The following is a 15,635-nucleotide window of genomic DNA, read 5'->3' as shown; positions in this document are numbered from 1 at the left end:
ACCCGGAGCTCATTCCTCGGTGAGATAGCGCTGGAGGGTCGGCCCCACCATGGCGATGATCTCCTCGGGATCGGCCGACGCGACCGGCTCCATCTTGATCACATAGCGCAGCATCGAGATCCCGATCATATGGGAGGCGGCCAGCTGCGCCCTCAGCTCAGGGTTGGGAACGTCCAGGTCACCGGCCATCCGCAACAGCACCCGGCGCTGGATCAGCTCGCGCAGCACCTCGGCGGCGGACTCGTTGGTCAGTGCGGAGCGCATCACGGCCAGCAGCGGCAGCCGGGCGACCGGGTTCTCCCAGATGCCCAGGATGGAGCGGGCCATCCGCTCGCCCGCGCCCTCCCGGCTGCCGCCGCCGTGGACGGCGTCGGGCACGGCCATCGCGGGCGCCAGGATCAGTTCGATGGCGGCGCCGAAGACCTTCTCCTTGGCGCCGAAGTAGTGGTGCACCAGCGCGGGGTCCACCTCGGCCGCCTTGGCGATACCGCGGATGGAGGTCTTGTCGTAGCCGTGCTCGGCGAACTCGTTGCGCGCGGCGGCCAGGATCCGGTCACGCGCGGCGGGCTCGGCACCGGCGCTGGAACGGGCCGGACGGCCACGCTTGCGCGGGGTCGCGGGGGTGGTCATGCGCCGGGCACCGCCTTGCCGGAGGAGGACTTCGGGGAGGGCGAGGCCAGATGGAGGCGGGTGAAGGCCAGCGCCTCCGCGAGATCGGCCTCACGCTCGGTGGTGGACATCGCGCGCCGGGTGTTGACCTCGACCACCACATGGCCGTCGAACCCGCGTGCGGCGAGACGTTCGAGCAGCTCGGCGCAGGGCTGCGAACCGCGCCCGGGCACCAGGTGCTCGTCCTTGTTGGAGCCGTGGCCGTCGGCGAGGTGGACATGGCCCAGCCGGTCGCCCATGCGGTCCACCATGCCGAGCGCGTCGGTGCGCGCGGTGGCGGTGTGCGACAGGTCGATCGTGAAGTGGCGGTAGTCGTCCTTGGTGACGTCCCAGTCCGGCGCGTAGGCGAGCATCTCCCGGTCGCGGTAGCGCCACGGGTACATGTTCTCGACAGCGAAGCGCACATCGGTCTCGCCGGCCATCCGCCAGATTCCGCGGACGAACTCCCGGGCGTAGGAGCGCTGCCAGCGGAAGGGCGGGTGGACGACCACGGTGGAGGCGCCCAGCTTCTCCGCCGCCGACCTCGCCCGCTGGAGCTTCACCCAGGGGTCGGTGGACCACACCCGCTGGGTGATCAGCAGGCACGGCGCGTGCACGGCGAGGATCGGCACCTGGTGGTAGTCCGAGAGCCGCCGCAGGGCCTCGATGTCCTGGCTGACCGGATCGGTCCACACCATGACCTCGACCCCGTCGTACCCCAGGCGGGCGGCGATCTCGAAGGCCGTCGCCGTCGACTCCGGATAGACCGAGGCTGTGGACAGCGCGACCTTCGCATCCGGGATGCGCACCACTGGCTCTGTCACGAGGGACAGCGTACGGCCGCCCGTCGGGCGGCGAGCGATACGGGTGGGGAGCACGCCGTCATGGCGCGGTCACAAACGGGTCATGGCCGGACCATGGCGACATCGGGGCGGGCCCAGGGCCCCGCCCCGGCCGCACGGGACCGGAACGGACCGTGGTGAGCGTCACGCCGGCAGATGGTCCAGACGGCGCAGGATGACGCCCTCGCGCAGCGCCCAGGGGCAGATCTCCAGCTCCTCGACCCCGAAGAGGTCCATGGCGCCCTCCGCGACCAGCGCCCCGGCCAGCAGCTGCCCCGCCCGCGCCTCGGAGACACCGGGCAGCCCGGCGCGCTCCGCCGCGGGCATGGCGGCCAGTTTGGGCACCCACTCCTCCAGCGCCTTGCGGGTCAGCTGGCGCTGGACGTACAGGCCGTCACCGGACCGGGCCGCGCCAGCGATCCTGGCCAGCTGCTTGAAGGTCTTGGAGGTGGCCACCACGTGGTCCGGGGCGCCGTGCCGGCTGAAATCGCCGACGGTCCGGGCGATCTCGGCCCGCACATGGCGCCGCAGCGCCCGTACGTCGGCCGGGTCGGGCGGGTCACCGGGCAGCCAGGAGGCGGTGAGCCGGCCCGCGCCCAGCGGCAGCGAGACCGCCGCGTCGGGGTCCTCGTCGATTCCGTAGGCGATCTCCAGCGAACCGCCGCCGATGTCCAGGACCAGCAGCTTCCCGGCCGACCAGCCGTACCAGCGGCGGGCGGCCAGGAAGGTGAGCCGGGCCTCGTCGGCGCCGCTGAGCACCTGGAGCCGCACCCCGGTCTCCTCGGCGACCCGCGCGAGCACGTCATCGGCGTTGGCGGCCTCGCGGACGGCGGAGGTGGCGAACGGCAGGACGTCCTCCACACCCTTGTCCTCGGCCGCCTGAAGGGCCTCCTGGACCACCGTGACCAGGCGCTCCACCCCCTCGGGGCCGATGGCTCCGTCGCCGTCGAGGAGTTCGGCCAGCCGCAGCTCCGCCTTGTGCGAATGCGCGGGCAGCGGGCACGCGCCGGGGTGGGCGTCCACCACGAGGAGGTGGACGGTATTCGAACCCACATCGAGGACACCGAGTCTCATGGCCAGAACGCTACTGCGCGGTGTGCGTCCGCACGTACGGGTCCCCGCCCTCCGCTTCCGGCCGGGGGGCATACGCTTGCACCGTGGCAAAGACGAAAAAGGCGAAGCGGGACAAAGGCCAGAAGAGTGCCCCGGAGCGGAGGGCCGAGGAATCGACCGCGCCCCCGGCCGGGGACGAGGTCGGCCTCGACTTCGCCCGCGCGTGGGTCGAATTCCCCGATCCGGCCGACGACGAACAGGTCTTCCGGTGCGATCTGACCTGGCTGACCTCGCGCTGGACCTGTGTTTTCGGCCAGGGCTGCCAGGGCATCCAGGCGGGTCGCGCGAGCGACGGCTGCTGCACGCTGGGCGCGCACTTCTCGGACGAGGAGGACGAGGAGCGCGTCGGGCGCCATATGGCCCGGCTCACCCCGGAGATCTGGCAGTTCCACGACGAGGGGCACGCCCGGGGCTGGGTGCAGGAGGACGAGGACGGCGACCGCCAGACCCGCCGCCACCAGGGCTCGTGCATCTTCCAGAACCGCGCCGGATTCGCCGGCGGCGCGGGCTGCGCACTGCACATCCTGGCGCTGCGCGAGGGCCGCGAACCGCTGGAGACCAAACCGGACGTGTGCTGGCAGCTGCCGGTCCGCCGGTCCTACGACTGGATCGACCGGCCCGACGACACCCGGGTGCTCCAGGTCACCATCGGCGAGTACGACCGCCGCGGCTGGGGCCCCGGCGGCCATGACCTGCACTGGTGGTGCACCTCGGCGACATCGGCGCACGGCGCCGGGCAACCGGTGTACATCTCCTACCGGCCGGAGCTCACGGAGCTGATGGGCAAGGAGGGGTACGACCGGCTGGCCGAGCTCTGCGAGGCCCGTCTGGCGTCCACACTGCCGCTGCTGGCCCCGCACCCTGCCGACCCGGCCGAGCGGGCCGCCACCGACTGACCGCCGCCGCCCCGGCCGTCCCCGGGCCGGGCCGCGGATCGGCCCGGCCGCGGGGCGCTCAGTCCTTCGCCGTCGCCGTACCCGAGGGAGCGGGGGACGGATCGTGCGGGGACGGGCTCGGGGTGCCGGAGGACTGGCTGGGCCCCGGGGTCGGCTGCGGCGGCGCGCCGTTCCCCTCGATCACCACGACCGCACCCGAGGGCCCGATGGTGACCCGGGCGCTCCAGTGGCCGGACGGCTCGCGCTCCCGGTCCACCCAGACCGTGACCCGGGTGGTCTCGCCGGGACGCAGCACCCCCGTGGTGTGGTTCATCCGGAGCCAGTCCGCCCCGGTGGAGGCCGTCCAGCGGACCGGCGAACTTCCGGAGGCGGTGAGGGTGATCAGCGTGGCGTCGCCCTGTGGCTGGGCCTCGACCGTCAGCCGTCCGGGGCCGGGCGCCGGGCGGGCCGGGCCGGAGCCGCCGCCGGGGCGGTCACCGCGGTCCGAGGAGGTCGGGATGGACGGCCGCCCGTCGCCGTTCTTCCCGCCGTGCTCGCCGTCGATCCGGCCGTAGCGCCGCACCGTGCCGTCCGGGCCGATCACCTCGACCGAGACCGTCGTGGACGAGGCGCGGTCCTTGGGGGTGCGCCCGGTGCCGGCCCGGGCGCCGGAACGGTCCTGCGCGCTGCCGGTGCGCTCGAAGGAGCGTCCGTCCAGTCGCTGGTGGCCGGTCGGGATCTCCTGGGCGCCGTCGACGTCGGCGGCGGCGACCGAGTCGCTGTCGTGCTCGTCACCGGCCAGCGGGGCGCTCCGGTAGGCCGCCCACAGCGCGAGCACCGGCGCCGCCACGACCGTGGCGACCACCGTGGTGGTGAGCGCGCGGCTGCGCATCCGGCTGCGCCGCGCCGCCCGGTCCTGGGGGTCCAGGGGGAAGCCGCGCCGGTCGAAGCGGGGTCCCGCGACGGCGCGCGCGGGACGTGCGCTGAGGGCGCACAACAGCGCGGCCTGCACGGCCGCCCTGGGCGCCTCCACCAGCGGCAGGGCGGCGGGCGCCGCGGCCGTACCGGGCCAGGGTCCGTCCGCCGTGGCCCGCTCGGCCATCCGCCGGCACTCCCGGCAGTCGTCCACGTGCCGCACCAGCTCGCGGCGGAGCGCGGCGGACAGCAGCACCTGGGTGTCGCCCGCGAGCCGGGCGACCACCGGGCAGTGGCCCAGCTCGACGACGGCGAGCGCGGCCCGGGTCCGCTCCACCTCGCAGGCGGCGCTGGCGAGCAGGGCGCGGGTCGTGTCCGGCTCCTTGCCGAGGGCCGCGGCCACCTCGGCCGGGGTGAGCTGATGACGCACGGCGAGTTCGAGCGCCTCGCGCTGCTCGGCGGTGGTCCCGGCGGCCTCCGGCCAGGCGAGCGCGGCCAGTTCACGGCGGCGCTGGGCGGCGATCGGCTCGGGCAGCTCGGCGTCGACGACGGCGGGGACAATGGTTTCGGCGGAGCCCGGCGAGGTGTCCGGGCCCGCGTCGCCACGGCCGCGGACCGCCCGCCAGTCCCTGATGCCGCGGTACTCGCGCCGCTCCTTGAGCTCGGCCAGCTTGCGCAGACAGGCCCAGCGGGCGACCGCGTAGAGCCAGGGGCGGCACAGATCGCCCTCGGCGGGCGCGCGTCCGCGGCCCCGGCCACGGCGCCGCTCGGCCACCGCCAGGACGTCGCCGAGGGTGGCGGCGGCCGCGTCGTGTTCGCACAGGACCGAGAGGCAGTACGTGAACAGGCCGTCGAGATACGGCTCGTAGCGCGCGGGCGGGCGCTGGGGGCGCGTATTGCCGGAGCGGGGCGCACGCCGATGCGTCCGGTGTCCTCCGGTGGTCTGTGTCGAGTGCTCGGACCTGCTCATCACCCGGTGACGGTAGGCGGATGATGCAGACATACTCGCGTTACTTGCGCGGTTTTAACCCTTACGGGTGACCATCTCCCTCATAAGGGGACAGGTATCCCACTCCGGTTGCCGCAACCTGCTATGTGCCCCGGGCACCCCCGGCCGGGGCCCGGAGACCCCCGCCGGGCCCGGAGACCCCCGCTGTCGGCGGGCGGCGCTAGCGTTACGGCATGGCTGCCCGTAGCTCCTCCCGCTCATCCGCCAAGGACCGGCCCTCCTACCGCTGCACCGAATGCGGCTGGACCACCGCCAAGTGGCTCGGCCGCTGTCCGGAGTGCCAGGCGTGGGGCACGGTCGAGGAGTTCGGCGCGCCCGCCGTGCGCACCACCGCGCCCGGCCGGGTCACCTCCGCCGCGCTGCCCATCGGCCAGATCGACGGCCGCCAGGCCACCGCCCGCTCCACCGGGGTGGACGAGCTGGACCGGGTGCTCGGCGGCGGTCTCGTGCCCGGTGCCGTGGTGCTGCTCGCCGGGGAGCCGGGGGTCGGCAAGTCCACGCTGCTGCTGGACGTCTCGGCCAAGGCCGCCGGTGAGGAGCACCGCACGCTGTACATCACCGGGGAGGAGTCGGCGAGCCAGGTGCGGCTGCGCGCGGACCGCATCGGCGCGCTCAGCGAGCATCTGTACCTCGCCGCGGAGACCGATCTCTCCGTCGTCCTCGGCCATCTGGACTCGGTCAAGCCGTCCCTGCTGGTGCTGGACTCGGTGCAGACCGTCGCCTCCCCCGAGATCGACGGCGCGCCCGGCGGGATGGCACAGGTCCGCGAGGTGGCCGGGGCGCTCATCCGCGCCTCCAAGGAGCGCGGGATGTCCACCCTGCTGGTGGGCCATGTGACCAAGGACGGCGCGATCGCGGGCCCGCGGCTGCTGGAGCACCTGGTCGATGTGGTGCTGCACTTCGAGGGTGACCGCCACGCCCGGCTGCGGCTGGTGCGCGGGGTGAAGAACCGCTACGGGGCCACCGACGAGGTCGGCTGCTTCGAACTGCACGACGAGGGCATCACCGGTCTCGCCGACCCCTCCGGGCTGTTCCTCACCCGCCGCGCGGAGCCGGTGCCGGGCACCTGTCTGACCGTCACCCTGGAGGGCCGCAGGCCGCTGGTGGCCGAGGTCCAGGCGCTCACCGTGGACACCCAGATCCCCTCCCCCCGGCGCACCACCTCGGGCCTGGAGACCTCACGGGTGTCGATGATGCTCGCGGTGCTGGAGCAGCGCGGCCGGATCAACGCGCTCGGCAAGCGCGACATCTACAGCGCCACGGTGGGCGGGGTGAAGCTGACCGAGCCCGCCGCGGACCTGGCCGTGGCCCTGGCGCTGGCCAGCGCCGCCAGTGACACCCCGCTGCCGAAGAACCTGGTGGCGATCGGCGAGGTGGGGCTCGCGGGCGAGGTCCGCCGGGTCACCGGGGTGCAGCGGCGGCTGGCCGAGGCCGCCCGGCTCGGCTTCACCCACGCTCTCGTCCCGTCCGACCCGGGCCGGATCCCGGACGGGATGCGGGTGCTGGAGGTCGCGGACATCGGGGACGCGCTGCGGGTGCTGCCCCGGCGCCGGGAGCGGGGCGAGCGGGCGGCGGCGACCGCGGACGACCGCGGCTGAGCCGGGTCGGCTACGGTGCCTCGGGGCGGAGTGCTGAGTGCCGCGCTCCGCTTCCTGCCCACGGGCGTACGCCGGGAGACCCCACGGGGGGTCGGTGACCGCCGGTAGACTTTGCCCTGGTCTCGCCCGTACGTGGCTTCGCACACCGGCGCGGAGGGGCGACCGCGGCACCGAACAGACCTGGCGACGGAGGAGTGCAGTGGCAACAGGCGACCGGGCTCCGGCTCCCGGCAAAGCCGACGGTCTGATGCGTGCCTCCCTGAGCGCGGTCGCGCCCGGCACGGCGCTGCGTGACGGCCTGGAGCGGGTACTCCGCGGCAATACGGGCGGGCTGCTCGTCCTCGGGACGGACCGGACCGTGGAGTCGCTGTGCACCGGCGGCTTCGTCCTGGACGTCGAGTTCACCGCGACCCGGCTGCGCGAGCTGTGCAAGCTGGACGGCGCGCTGATCCTCGACAAGGACATCACCAAGATCGTGCGGGCGGGGGTGCAGCTCGTCCCGGACGCGTCGATCCCCACCGAGGAGACCGGCACCCGTCACCGCACCGCGCAGCGCGTCTCGATCCAGACCGGTTTCCCGGTGGTCTCGGTCAGCCAGTCGATGCGGCTGATCGCGCTGTACGTGGCCGGGCAGCGGCGGGTCCTGGAGGACTCCGCGGCGATCCTCTCCCGTGCCAACCAGGCGCTGGCCACCCTGGAGCGCTACAAGCTCCGGCTGGACGAGGTCGCGGGCACCCTCTCCGCCCTGGAGATCGAGGACCTGGTCACCGTCCGGGACGTGAGCGCGGTCGCGCAGCGGCTGGAGATGGTCCGCCGGATCGCCACCGAGATCGCCGAGTACGTGGTCGAGCTGGGCACCGACGGCCGGCTGCTCTCCCTCCAGCTGGACGAGCTGATCGCGGGCGTGGAGCCGGAGCGCGAACTCGTGGTGCGGGACTACGTGCCCGAGCCGACCGCCAAGCGCACCCGCACCGTGGGCGACGCACTCGCCGAGCTGGACCGGCTGACCCATGCCGAGCTGCTCGAACTGCCCATCGTGGCACGGGCGCTGGGCTACAGCGGCTCGCCCGAGACGCTGGACGCGGCGGTCTCGCCGCGCGGCTTCCGGCTGCTGGCGAAGGTGCCGCGGCTGCCGGGCGCCATCATCGAGCGGCTGGTGGAGCACTTCGGCGGACTGCAGAAGCTGCTGGCCGCGAGCGTGGACGATCTGCAGATGGTCGACGGTGTGGGCGAGGCGCGGGCGCGCTCGGTGCGCGAGGGGCTCTCCCGGCTGGCCGAGTCGTCGATCCTGGAGCGCTACGTCTGACGGTGGCGGAGGGGCCCCGAGGGGCCCGGCCGGCATCCCTTCTCCGGCTTCCGGTCAGTCCTTCTTCAGGAGGAACGACACCTGCGCGGTGCCCAGTCCGTCCAGTTCCGCCTTCACCAGATAGGTACCGGCCGTGGCCGCCGCCCGCCCCGACGGGGTGGCGCAGTGCTCGGCGGTGCGCTTGCGGTTCCACTCCACGATCCGCTTGGTCTCGCCGGAGCCCGGCACCTCGACCAGGGCGGTGGCGCTGCCCTTGGGGCAGTCGCCGGAGGCCCACACATGCTCGTCGTCGGCGTCGGTGATGGTCAGCGTGGCGGCGTCGCGGCCGAAGTCGACCTTGCAGGAGCTGTTCGAGGTGTTCTTCACGACGATCTCGAACGTGGGCTTCTCACCCGGCCCGTAGGAGTTCCTGACCTTCTCGTCCTTGACGCTGCGCACCGTCACGTCGATATCCGCGCGGCGGCAGTCGGGAAGGCTGGACCCGACCGGGAGCGTCCGTCCGTCGCCGGTGCCGATGCCGCCACCGCCGGTGCCGCCCGATCCGGAGCCTCCGGAGCCGGTGCCGGTACCACCGCCGTCGGTGCCGTCGTCGCCGGTCCCGCCGGTGCCGGGGTCACCGTCGTCGGTGCCTCCGCCGCCGTCCGACTCATCGCGCCCGCCCGGCCGTTCACTGTTGACCGGGGTGGACGAGGTGGGTCCCGGCGTGATGGTGGACGCGGGTCCGCCGCCCGGGCGCTTGCCGTCGTCGTGTCCACCGCCGCCCGAACCGCCCCAGCCGGAGGCCCAGATGACGAGGAGGACGAGCAGCCCGAGAAGGGCCAGCGCAACGGCCCTCCGCCGCCAGTAGATGGAGGAGGGAAGCGGCCCGATCGGATTGCGCAGAGATCCCACGCGGAAACTCTACGAGAGATCGGGAGCGCGGCCCGCCAATAATCACCGCTCGGACCCCTACTTTTCTCATCATCGGACAGGATCCGCCATCCGGGGCCGCACCCCGGGGCGGCAAGCGGCCATCCGTTCCCGCCACGACGTCCGGATTGCACGTTTTTTTACCGACGCCGCGCGGCTCGACCCGAACGCCCGCGCCCTCCGCCTCCGCGGCGGGCCTCGGCATGCCAGGATCGACGGTGATGACTGCCAACCCCGCCCTCCAGGCCGCCGTAAGCCCGACCTCCACCGACGGTGCCACGCTCCACCGGCCCGTCATCGACTGGTTCGACGCACACGCCCGCGATCTGCCCTGGCGCCGCCCGGAGGCGGGGGCCTGGGGTGTGATGGTGAGCGAGTTCATGCTGCAGCAGACCCCGGTGAGCCGGGTGCTGCCGGTGTACGAGCAGTGGCTCGCCCGCTGGCCGCGCCCCGCCGACCTGGCCGCCGAACCGCCCGGTGAGGCGGTCCGCGCCTGGGGGCGGCTCGGCTACCCGCGGCGCGCGCTGCGGCTGCACGGCGCGGCGGCGGCGATAAGGGAGCGGCACGGCGGTGACGTCCCCAGCGACCACGCCCAGCTGCTGGCGCTGCCGGGCGTGGGCGAGTACACGGCCGCGGCGGTGGCGTCCTTCGCGTACGGACAGCGCCACGCGGTCCTGGACACCAATGTGCGGCGGGTGTTCGCGCGGGCCGTCGGCGGTACGCAGTACCCGCCGAACGCCACCACCGCCGCCGAGCGCAAGCTGGCCCGCACCCTGCTGCCCGACGACGAGGACACCGCGGCCCGCTGGGCGGCGGCCACGATGGAGCTGGGCGCTCTGGTGTGCACCGCCCGGACACCCGCCTGTGTGCGCTGCCCGATCGTGGCGCACTGCGCCTGGCAGGGGGCCGGGGCACCGGAGCACGACGGACCGCCGCGGCGCGGCCAGACCTACGCCGGGACCGACCGGCAGGTGCGCGGCAAGCTGCTGGCGGTGCTGCGGGAGGCGGTCACGCCGGTTCCGCAGTCGGCGCTGGACCAGGTGTGGGACGAGCCGGTGCAGCGGGCGCGGGCACTGGACGGTCTGGTGGCCGACGGTCTCGTGGAACCGCTCGCCGGCGGGTACTACCGGCTGCCGCTGACGTGACCGCCGTGATCCGGACGACCCCCAACAGCCCTTCTGTGACAGAGCTGTGACAGACCACGGACCCGGTTCTGACACTCCATCGCGCCGGGTTCCGTTGTTACACAACCTATGGGTAGCTGTGCACTGGCCGAGGTGCTGATGCACATAGCGCCGCAACAGCGCCTCCGTAGCGTCCTTCCCGTGCTGGACGACCGCCAGCAATTCGGATGGGGAACACGCGGGATGGAGGCTGCACATGTCCGGCAGCGGCAAGGTTCTGGATTTTGAAGAGTACGTGCGGAACCGGCAGGACGCCCTGCTGCGCAGCGCCCGCCGGCTGGTCCCCGACCCCGTCGAGGCACAGGACCTGCTGCAGACCGCCCTCGTCCGCACCTACGGACGCTGGGACGGCATAGCGGACAAGTCGCTCGCCGACGCCTACCTCCGCCGGGTCATGATCAACACCCGTACCGAGTGGTGGCGCGCCCGCAAGCTGGACGAGGTGCCCACCGAGCAGCTGCCGGAGGCGAGCGTCGAGGACGGCACCGAGCAGCACGCCGACCGCGCCCTCTTGATCGACATCCTCGGAGTTCTGGCTCCCAAGCAGCGCAGCGTCGTGGTGCTGCGACACTGGGAGCAGATGACGACGGAGGAGACGGCGGAGGCGCTCGGTATGTCGACCGGCACGGTCAAGAGCACGCTGCACCGGGCGCTGGCCCGGCTGCGGCAGGAGCTGGAGAGCCGCGATCTGGACGCCCGCGCGCTCGGTCGCCGCGGTGTGGAGGGCGAAACCGCCGCTCCGGCGCGGAAGCCCACCCGGCTCCGCCGTGGCCGCGACGAGCGGGGGCAGGAACGGTGCGCGGCCTGACCAGGGCCTCTTCCGTCAAGAGTGCGGTGATCACCGGCGGCGCGATCGTGGGACTCGCGTCCGCCGGAGGCTGGATGCTGGCCGGATGCGGCTCCACCAGCCAGGGAGTGCGCAATGAGGGGCCGGCCCGGACCTCATGGGCGTCGAGCGCGGCGGACTCCGGAAAACAGTCGGGCGAGGCCTCCGCGCTGCCCGGCCCCAAGGAACAGAAGGTGGACGCGGTCCGGCTGGTGAAGGAGGACCCCCAGGTCAGCGAGGACCTGAAGGACAACCTCAAGCCCTGCCGGAAGCCCACCAAGAGCAAGAGCAGCGGGCTGATCAACGGCTATCCGGTGGACGTCACCCGGGGCAGGCTGACCGGATCCGCCTCCCCCGACCTGGTCATCAACGTCATGGCCTGCACCGACGGCTTCGGTATCGGCTCGTATGTGTACCGCAAGGTCGGAGAGAAGTACCAGAACGTCTTCCAGGACGAGCAGCCTCCCGTCTACGCCGTGATCGTCAAGGACGCGCTCCAGGTCACCCGGCTCGCCTACTCCTCCGGTGACCCCGTCTGCTGCCCCTCGCGCGAGGACCTCATCACCTACCGTTGGTCGGGGCAGCGCCAGGAGTTCGCGGAAGTCAGCCGCAAGCACACCGACTACAGCGCGCCCACGGACGAACCGAACCCGACTCCCGACGGAACGGAAGGCTGATCCCGCGCCGTGGCCGAAACCCATGTGCTCTTCGTCGAGGACGACGATGTCATCCGCGAGGCCACCCAGCTCGCGCTGGAGCGCGACGGTTTCCAGGTGACCGCCGCGCCCGACGGGCTGACCGGGCTGGAGCAGTTCCGGGCCCACCGGCCCGATATCGCGCTGCTGGACGTGATGGTTCCGGGACTGGACGGGGTGAGCCTGTGCCGCCGGATCCGCGATGAGTCCACCGTTCCCGTGATCATGCTGTCGGCCCGCGCCGACGCGATCGACGTGGTGCTCGGCCTGGAGGCCGGTGCCGACGACTACGTCACCAAGCCCTTCGACGGCGCGGTGCTGGTCGCCCGGATCCGGGCGGTGCTGCGCCGCTTCGGCCACGCCAGCGGCCCCGGCGGCCGGAACGGCGAGGACGGCCCGGAGGAGCCGGACTGCGGTGTGCTGCGGTTCGGCGATCTGGAGGTGGACCCCGAGGGCATGGAGGTCCGCAAGGGCGGTGAGCAGGTCGCCCTGACCCCGACCGAGATGCGGCTGCTGCTGGAGTTCTCCTCCGCGCCGGGCACCGTGCTCTCCCGCGACAAGCTGCTGGAGCGGGTCTGGGAGTACGGCTGGGGCGGGGACACCCGGGTGGTGGACGTCCATGTGCAGCGGCTGCGCGGCAAGATAGGCCAGGACCGCATCGAGACGGTCCGTGGCTTCGGCTACAAGCTCAAGGGCTGACCCGTGGTGAAGCTCGCTCTCCGCTCCGGTCTGCGCTGGAAGGTCAGCCTGGCCATCGCCGCCGTCAGCGCGCTCGTCGCCGTGGCGCTGAGCCTGGTGGTGCACAACGCGGCCCGGGTCTCCATGCTGGACAACAGCCGCAATGTGATGGACGAGCGGGTGAAGGTCGCCCAGCGCTGGTACGAGCAGTCCCGGGTGCTGGGCTTCGGCGCCAAACTGGACGACCCCGAACTGCCCGAGCTGCTGAAGAAGGAGGCGTGGCGCGGCCAGCGCGCCACCTATCTGGAGGACTCCGGCACCGGCACCCCCGAGGTGTGGGCCTCGGTCCCGCTGCGGAACGGCAAGGTGCTGTCCGTGCACACCAGGTTCAAGGACCGGTTCGCCGTCCTGGACGATCTGGACCGGGTGCTGATCCTGGGCTCGGTCTCGGTGGTGCTGGGCGGGATCGCGCTCGGGGTGCTCATCGGCGACCAGCTCTCCCGGCGGCTGCGCAAGGCCGCCACCGCCGCCCGCAAACTGGCCGAGGGCGACTCCGAGGTGCGCATCCGGGACGCGATCGGCGGCCGGGTGCGCGATGAGACCGACGACCTCGCCCGCGCCGTCGACGGTATGGCCGAGGCGCTGCAGGAGCGGCTGGAGGCGGAGCGGCGGGTCACCGCGGACATCGCCCATGAGCTGCGCACCCCGGTCACCGGACTGCTCACCGCCGCCGAGCTGCTGCCCCCGGGGCGCCCGACCGAGCTGGTCCGGGACCGGGCGCAGGCCATGCGCACGCTGGTCGAGGATGTGCTGGAGGTGGCGCGTCTCGACGGCTTCGCCGAGCGCGCGGAGCTCCAGGAGATCGAACTGGGCGAGTTCATCACCCGCCGGGTGCGGGTGGTGGCCCCGGACGCGGAGGTCACCGTATTGCGGGACGCCCATGTGTCCACGGATCCGCGCCGTCTGGAGCGGATCCTCGGCAATCTCCTGGCCAACGCGGCCCGGCACGGCAGGGCGCCGTTCGAGGTGACCGTGGAGGGGCGGGTGCTGCGGGTCCGCGACCACGGTCCCGGCTTCCCCGAGTCGCTGCTGAAGGACGGGCCGAGCCGTTTCCGCACCGGCAGCAAGGACCGGGCGGGCAAGGGGCACGGCCTGGGGCTGACCATCGCCGCGGGCCAGGCGCGGGTGCTGGGCGCCCGGCTGACCTTCCGGAACGCGGAGCCGACGGCTGAGGGTGCGGACGGCGCGGTGGCGGTGCTGTGGCTGCCGGAGTCCGCGCCCACCAACACCGGCAGCTTCCCGGTCATCGAGGTCCCGGACTGACAGCGGACTGCCCGGCGCCCTCCCCGGCCCGTGGACACGGGTCCGAGGAGATGGCACCGGGCAGCCCGGCGGGGGATGCGGATCCGGCTCAGACGCTCTCGGCGACCGGAGCCCGGTCGGCCGGTGCCCCGTCAGCGCCGCCCTTGGGCTCCGCGCCGCGCAGCGGCAGCTCCTTGATGAACCAGGAGGCGGCGAAGGCGAGCAGGGCGGCCAGCGAACCCCACAGGAAGACCTGGTGGGTACCGTCGGAGACGGCGTGGGCGTAGGCGTCCCTGACCGCGGTGGGCAGCTTGTCGAGCTGGGAGGGCTCCAGCTGGGCACCGCCCGAGGTCATCGCCTTCCCCTTGTCCCCGGCCCGCTCGACCATGGTGTCCTGCACCTTGTGGGTGAAGAGCGCCCCCAGGATCGCGACACCGAAGGAGCCGCCGAGGGTGCGGAAGAGCGTGGCCGAGGAGGAGCCCACGCCCATGTCCTTCATCTCCACGCTGTTCTGTGCGATCAGCATGGTCAGCTGCATCAGGAAGCCCATACCGGCGCCGAGCACCGCCATGTAGATCCCGGTGGTCAGCCGGCTGGTGCCGGTGTCCATCGTGCCCAGCAGCACCATTCCGGCGGTGAGCAGCACCCCGCCGACGATCGGGAACATCCGGTACTTGCCGGTCTCGCTGGTGATCCGGCCCACGACCAGCGAGATCAGCAGCATGGTCAGCAGCATCGGGAGCAGCAGCAGCCCGGAGTTGGTGGCGGAGGCGCCCTGCACGGTCTGCTGGTACAGCGGCAGGAAGGTGAGCGCGCCGAACATCACGAAGCCGACCAGGAAGCCGACGAAGGTGATCACCGAGAAGTTGCGGCTGCGGAAGATATGCAGCGGAAGCACCGGTTCGGCCGCCCGCCGCTCCACGTACAGGAAGGCGGTGACGGAGGCGACGGCGACCGCGCCGAGTCCGAAGATCTGGACCGAGAGCCAGTCGTACTCGGTGCCGCCCCAGGTGGTGATGAGCACCAGCGCGGTGATCCCGGCGGTCAGCAGCCCGGCTCCGAGGTAGTCGATCCGCGCCTCGGTCCGCTTCTTCGGCAGGTGCAGCACGACGGTGACCGCGGCCAGGGCGATCGCGCCGAGCGGCAGGTTGATGTAGAAGATCCAGCGCCAGCCGAGGTGGTCGGTCAGGGTGCCGCCGGCCAGCGGGCCGCCGATCATGGCGACGCCCATCACCGCGGCCATCATGCCCTGGTACTTGCCGCGCTCCCGCGGCGGCACCAGATCACCGATGATCGCCATCACACCGACCACCAGGCCACCGGCGCCCAGGCCCTGGAGCGCCCGGAAGCCGATCAGCTGTCCCATGGACTGGGCCAGACCGGAGAGCACCGATCCCACCAGGAAGATCACGATCGAGGTGAGGAAGATGCCCTTGCGGCCGTACATGTCGCCCAGCTTGCCCCAGATGGGGGTCGAGGCGGCGGTCGCGAGCGTATAGGCGGTGACCACCCAGGAGAGGTGGTTGAGCCCTCCGAGGTCTCCCACGATGGTGGGCATCGCGGTACCGACGATCATGTTGTCGAGCATCGCGAGCAACATCGTGATCATCAGGGCCAGCATCACCACACCGGTGCTGCGCGGCTTCCGTTCCGGCTTTCCCTGCGGTGGCACCGCGGTGGGCGGCGCTTCGCCTCCCGGCTGGATCTGGGACATGATCTCCACTCCCCCTGGTGT

The 15,635-nt window shown here is 72.7% G+C and carries 14 protein-coding genes; 8 read left to right on the top strand and 6 right to left on the bottom strand.

Features of this window, described 5'->3' with window-relative positions; genetic code table 11:
* Positions 1 to 9: 9 nt before the first annotated feature.
* From AC07FT_RS31105 to AC07FT_RS31095, 3 genes are all read right to left on the bottom strand, one after another.
* Positions 10 to 630, bottom strand: coding sequence for a TetR/AcrR family transcriptional regulator (locus AC07FT_RS31105; protein ID WP_479179311.1), 621 nt, complete (start codon positions 628 to 630; stop codon positions 10 to 12).
* Positions 627 to 1,472 carry a sugar phosphate isomerase/epimerase family protein gene (locus AC07FT_RS31100; protein ID WP_479179309.1) on the bottom strand — a complete coding sequence of 282 codons (846 nt, stop codon included), beginning with the start codon at positions 1,470 to 1,472 and terminating at the stop codon, positions 627 to 629. The genes AC07FT_RS31105 and AC07FT_RS31100 overlap by 4 nt, the downstream gene beginning before the upstream one ends.
* 162 nt (positions 1,473 to 1,634) lie before the next feature.
* Complete coding sequence (locus tag AC07FT_RS31095; protein WP_479179307.1) at positions 1,635 to 2,564, bottom strand: Ppx/GppA family phosphatase; 930 nt, start codon at positions 2,562 to 2,564, stop codon at positions 1,635 to 1,637.
* Between the two features lie 83 nt (positions 2,565 to 2,647).
* On the opposite strand from AC07FT_RS31095, the gene AC07FT_RS31090 reads away from it, so the two are divergent.
* The gene (locus tag AC07FT_RS31090) at positions 2,648 to 3,499 is read left to right on the top strand and encodes a DUF3109 family protein (protein WP_479179305.1); all 852 of its coding nucleotides are present in this window, start codon (positions 2,648 to 2,650) and stop codon (positions 3,497 to 3,499) included.
* Between the two features lie 58 nt (positions 3,500 to 3,557).
* On the opposite strand, the gene AC07FT_RS31085 is transcribed toward AC07FT_RS31090, so the two are convergent.
* Positions 3,558 to 5,363: a BACON domain-containing protein gene (locus AC07FT_RS31085; protein ID WP_479179303.1), complete on the bottom strand. Its 1,806-nt coding sequence runs from the start codon at positions 5,361 to 5,363 to the stop codon at positions 3,558 to 3,560.
* Positions 5,364 to 5,575: 212 nt separating this feature from the next.
* On the opposite strand from AC07FT_RS31085, the gene radA reads away from it, so the two are divergent.
* Complete coding sequence (radA, locus tag AC07FT_RS31080) at positions 5,576 to 7,000, top strand: DNA repair protein RadA (protein WP_254750551.1); 1,425 nt, start codon at positions 5,576 to 5,578, stop codon at positions 6,998 to 7,000.
* Positions 7,001 to 7,247: 247 nt separating this feature from the next.
* A complete protein-coding gene (gene disA / locus AC07FT_RS31075) occupies positions 7,248 to 8,306 on the top strand; it encodes a DNA integrity scanning diadenylate cyclase DisA (RefSeq protein ID WP_471205853.1) in 1,059 nt (352 codons plus the stop codon).
* A gap of 54 nt (positions 8,307 to 8,360) precedes the next feature.
* On the opposite strand, the gene AC07FT_RS31070 is transcribed toward disA, so the two are convergent.
* Positions 8,361 to 9,197, bottom strand: coding sequence for a hypothetical protein (locus AC07FT_RS31070; RefSeq protein WP_479179301.1), 837 nt, complete (start codon positions 9,195 to 9,197; stop codon positions 8,361 to 8,363).
* Positions 9,198 to 9,436: 239 nt separating this feature from the next.
* Here AC07FT_RS31070 and AC07FT_RS31065 point away from each other — a divergent pair, with 239 nt between their 5' ends.
* From AC07FT_RS31065 to cseC, 5 genes are all read left to right on the top strand, one after another.
* A complete protein-coding gene (locus AC07FT_RS31065) occupies positions 9,437 to 10,360 on the top strand; it encodes an HhH-GPD family protein (protein ID WP_254750555.1) in 924 nt (307 codons plus the stop codon).
* A gap of 235 nt (positions 10,361 to 10,595) precedes the next feature.
* Positions 10,596 to 11,207: a SigE family RNA polymerase sigma factor gene (locus AC07FT_RS31060; protein WP_479179299.1), complete on the top strand. Its 612-nt coding sequence runs from the start codon at positions 10,596 to 10,598 to the stop codon at positions 11,205 to 11,207.
* Positions 11,195 to 11,902, top strand: coding sequence for a hypothetical protein (locus AC07FT_RS31055; protein WP_479179297.1), 708 nt, complete (start codon positions 11,195 to 11,197; stop codon positions 11,900 to 11,902). The genes AC07FT_RS31060 and AC07FT_RS31055 overlap by 13 nt, the downstream gene beginning before the upstream one ends.
* Before the next feature lie 9 nt (positions 11,903 to 11,911).
* The gene (gene cseB, locus AC07FT_RS31050) at positions 11,912 to 12,619 is read left to right on the top strand and encodes a two-component system response regulator CseB (RefSeq protein ID WP_254750561.1); all 708 of its coding nucleotides are present in this window, start codon (positions 11,912 to 11,914) and stop codon (positions 12,617 to 12,619) included.
* A gap of 3 nt (positions 12,620 to 12,622) precedes the next feature.
* Positions 12,623 to 13,921 (top strand): two-component system sensor histidine kinase CseC, encoded by a 1,299-nt coding sequence (cseC, locus tag AC07FT_RS31045; protein WP_479179295.1) that lies wholly within the window; start codon positions 12,623 to 12,625, stop codon positions 13,919 to 13,921.
* An 88-nt stretch (positions 13,922 to 14,009) separates the two neighbouring features.
* Here the strand turns inward: cseC and AC07FT_RS31040 are convergent, their stop codons facing one another.
* The gene (locus AC07FT_RS31040) at positions 14,010 to 15,614 is read right to left on the bottom strand and encodes an MDR family MFS transporter (protein ID WP_479179294.1); all 1,605 of its coding nucleotides are present in this window, start codon (positions 15,612 to 15,614) and stop codon (positions 14,010 to 14,012) included.
* Positions 15,615 to 15,635 lie beyond the last annotated feature (21 nt).

The organism is Streptomyces sp. NPDC045899 (assembly GCF_056431485.1).
The sequence above is the reverse complement of the archived record's forward strand: the minus strand, read 5'-3'. Positions and strand labels throughout refer to the sequence as shown.

Bases quoted from the DNA above. Each gene is read 5' to 3' on its own strand.
- AC07FT_RS31105 (WP_479179311.1), bottom strand. From the start codon at position 630: ATGACCACCCCCGCGACCCCGCGCAAGCGTGGCCGTCCGGCCCGTTCC.
- AC07FT_RS31095 (WP_479179307.1), bottom strand. From the start codon at position 2,564: ATGAGACTCGGTGTCCTCGATGTGGGTTCGAATACCGTCCACCTCCTC.
- AC07FT_RS31085 (WP_479179303.1), bottom strand. From the start codon at position 5,363: ATGAGCAGGTCCGAGCACTCGACACAGACCACCGGAGGACACCGGACG.
- radA (WP_254750551.1), top strand. From the start codon at position 5,576: ATGGCTGCCCGTAGCTCCTCCCGCTCATCCGCCAAGGACCGGCCCTCC.
- disA (WP_471205853.1), top strand. From the start codon at position 7,248: ATGCGTGCCTCCCTGAGCGCGGTCGCGCCCGGCACGGCGCTGCGTGAC.
- AC07FT_RS31065 (WP_254750555.1), top strand. From the start codon at position 9,437: ATGACTGCCAACCCCGCCCTCCAGGCCGCCGTAAGCCCGACCTCCACC.
- AC07FT_RS31060 (WP_479179299.1), top strand. From the start codon at position 10,596: ATGTCCGGCAGCGGCAAGGTTCTGGATTTTGAAGAGTACGTGCGGAAC.
- AC07FT_RS31040 (WP_479179294.1), bottom strand. From the start codon at position 15,614: ATGTCCCAGATCCAGCCGGGAGGCGAAGCGCCGCCCACCGCGGTGCCA.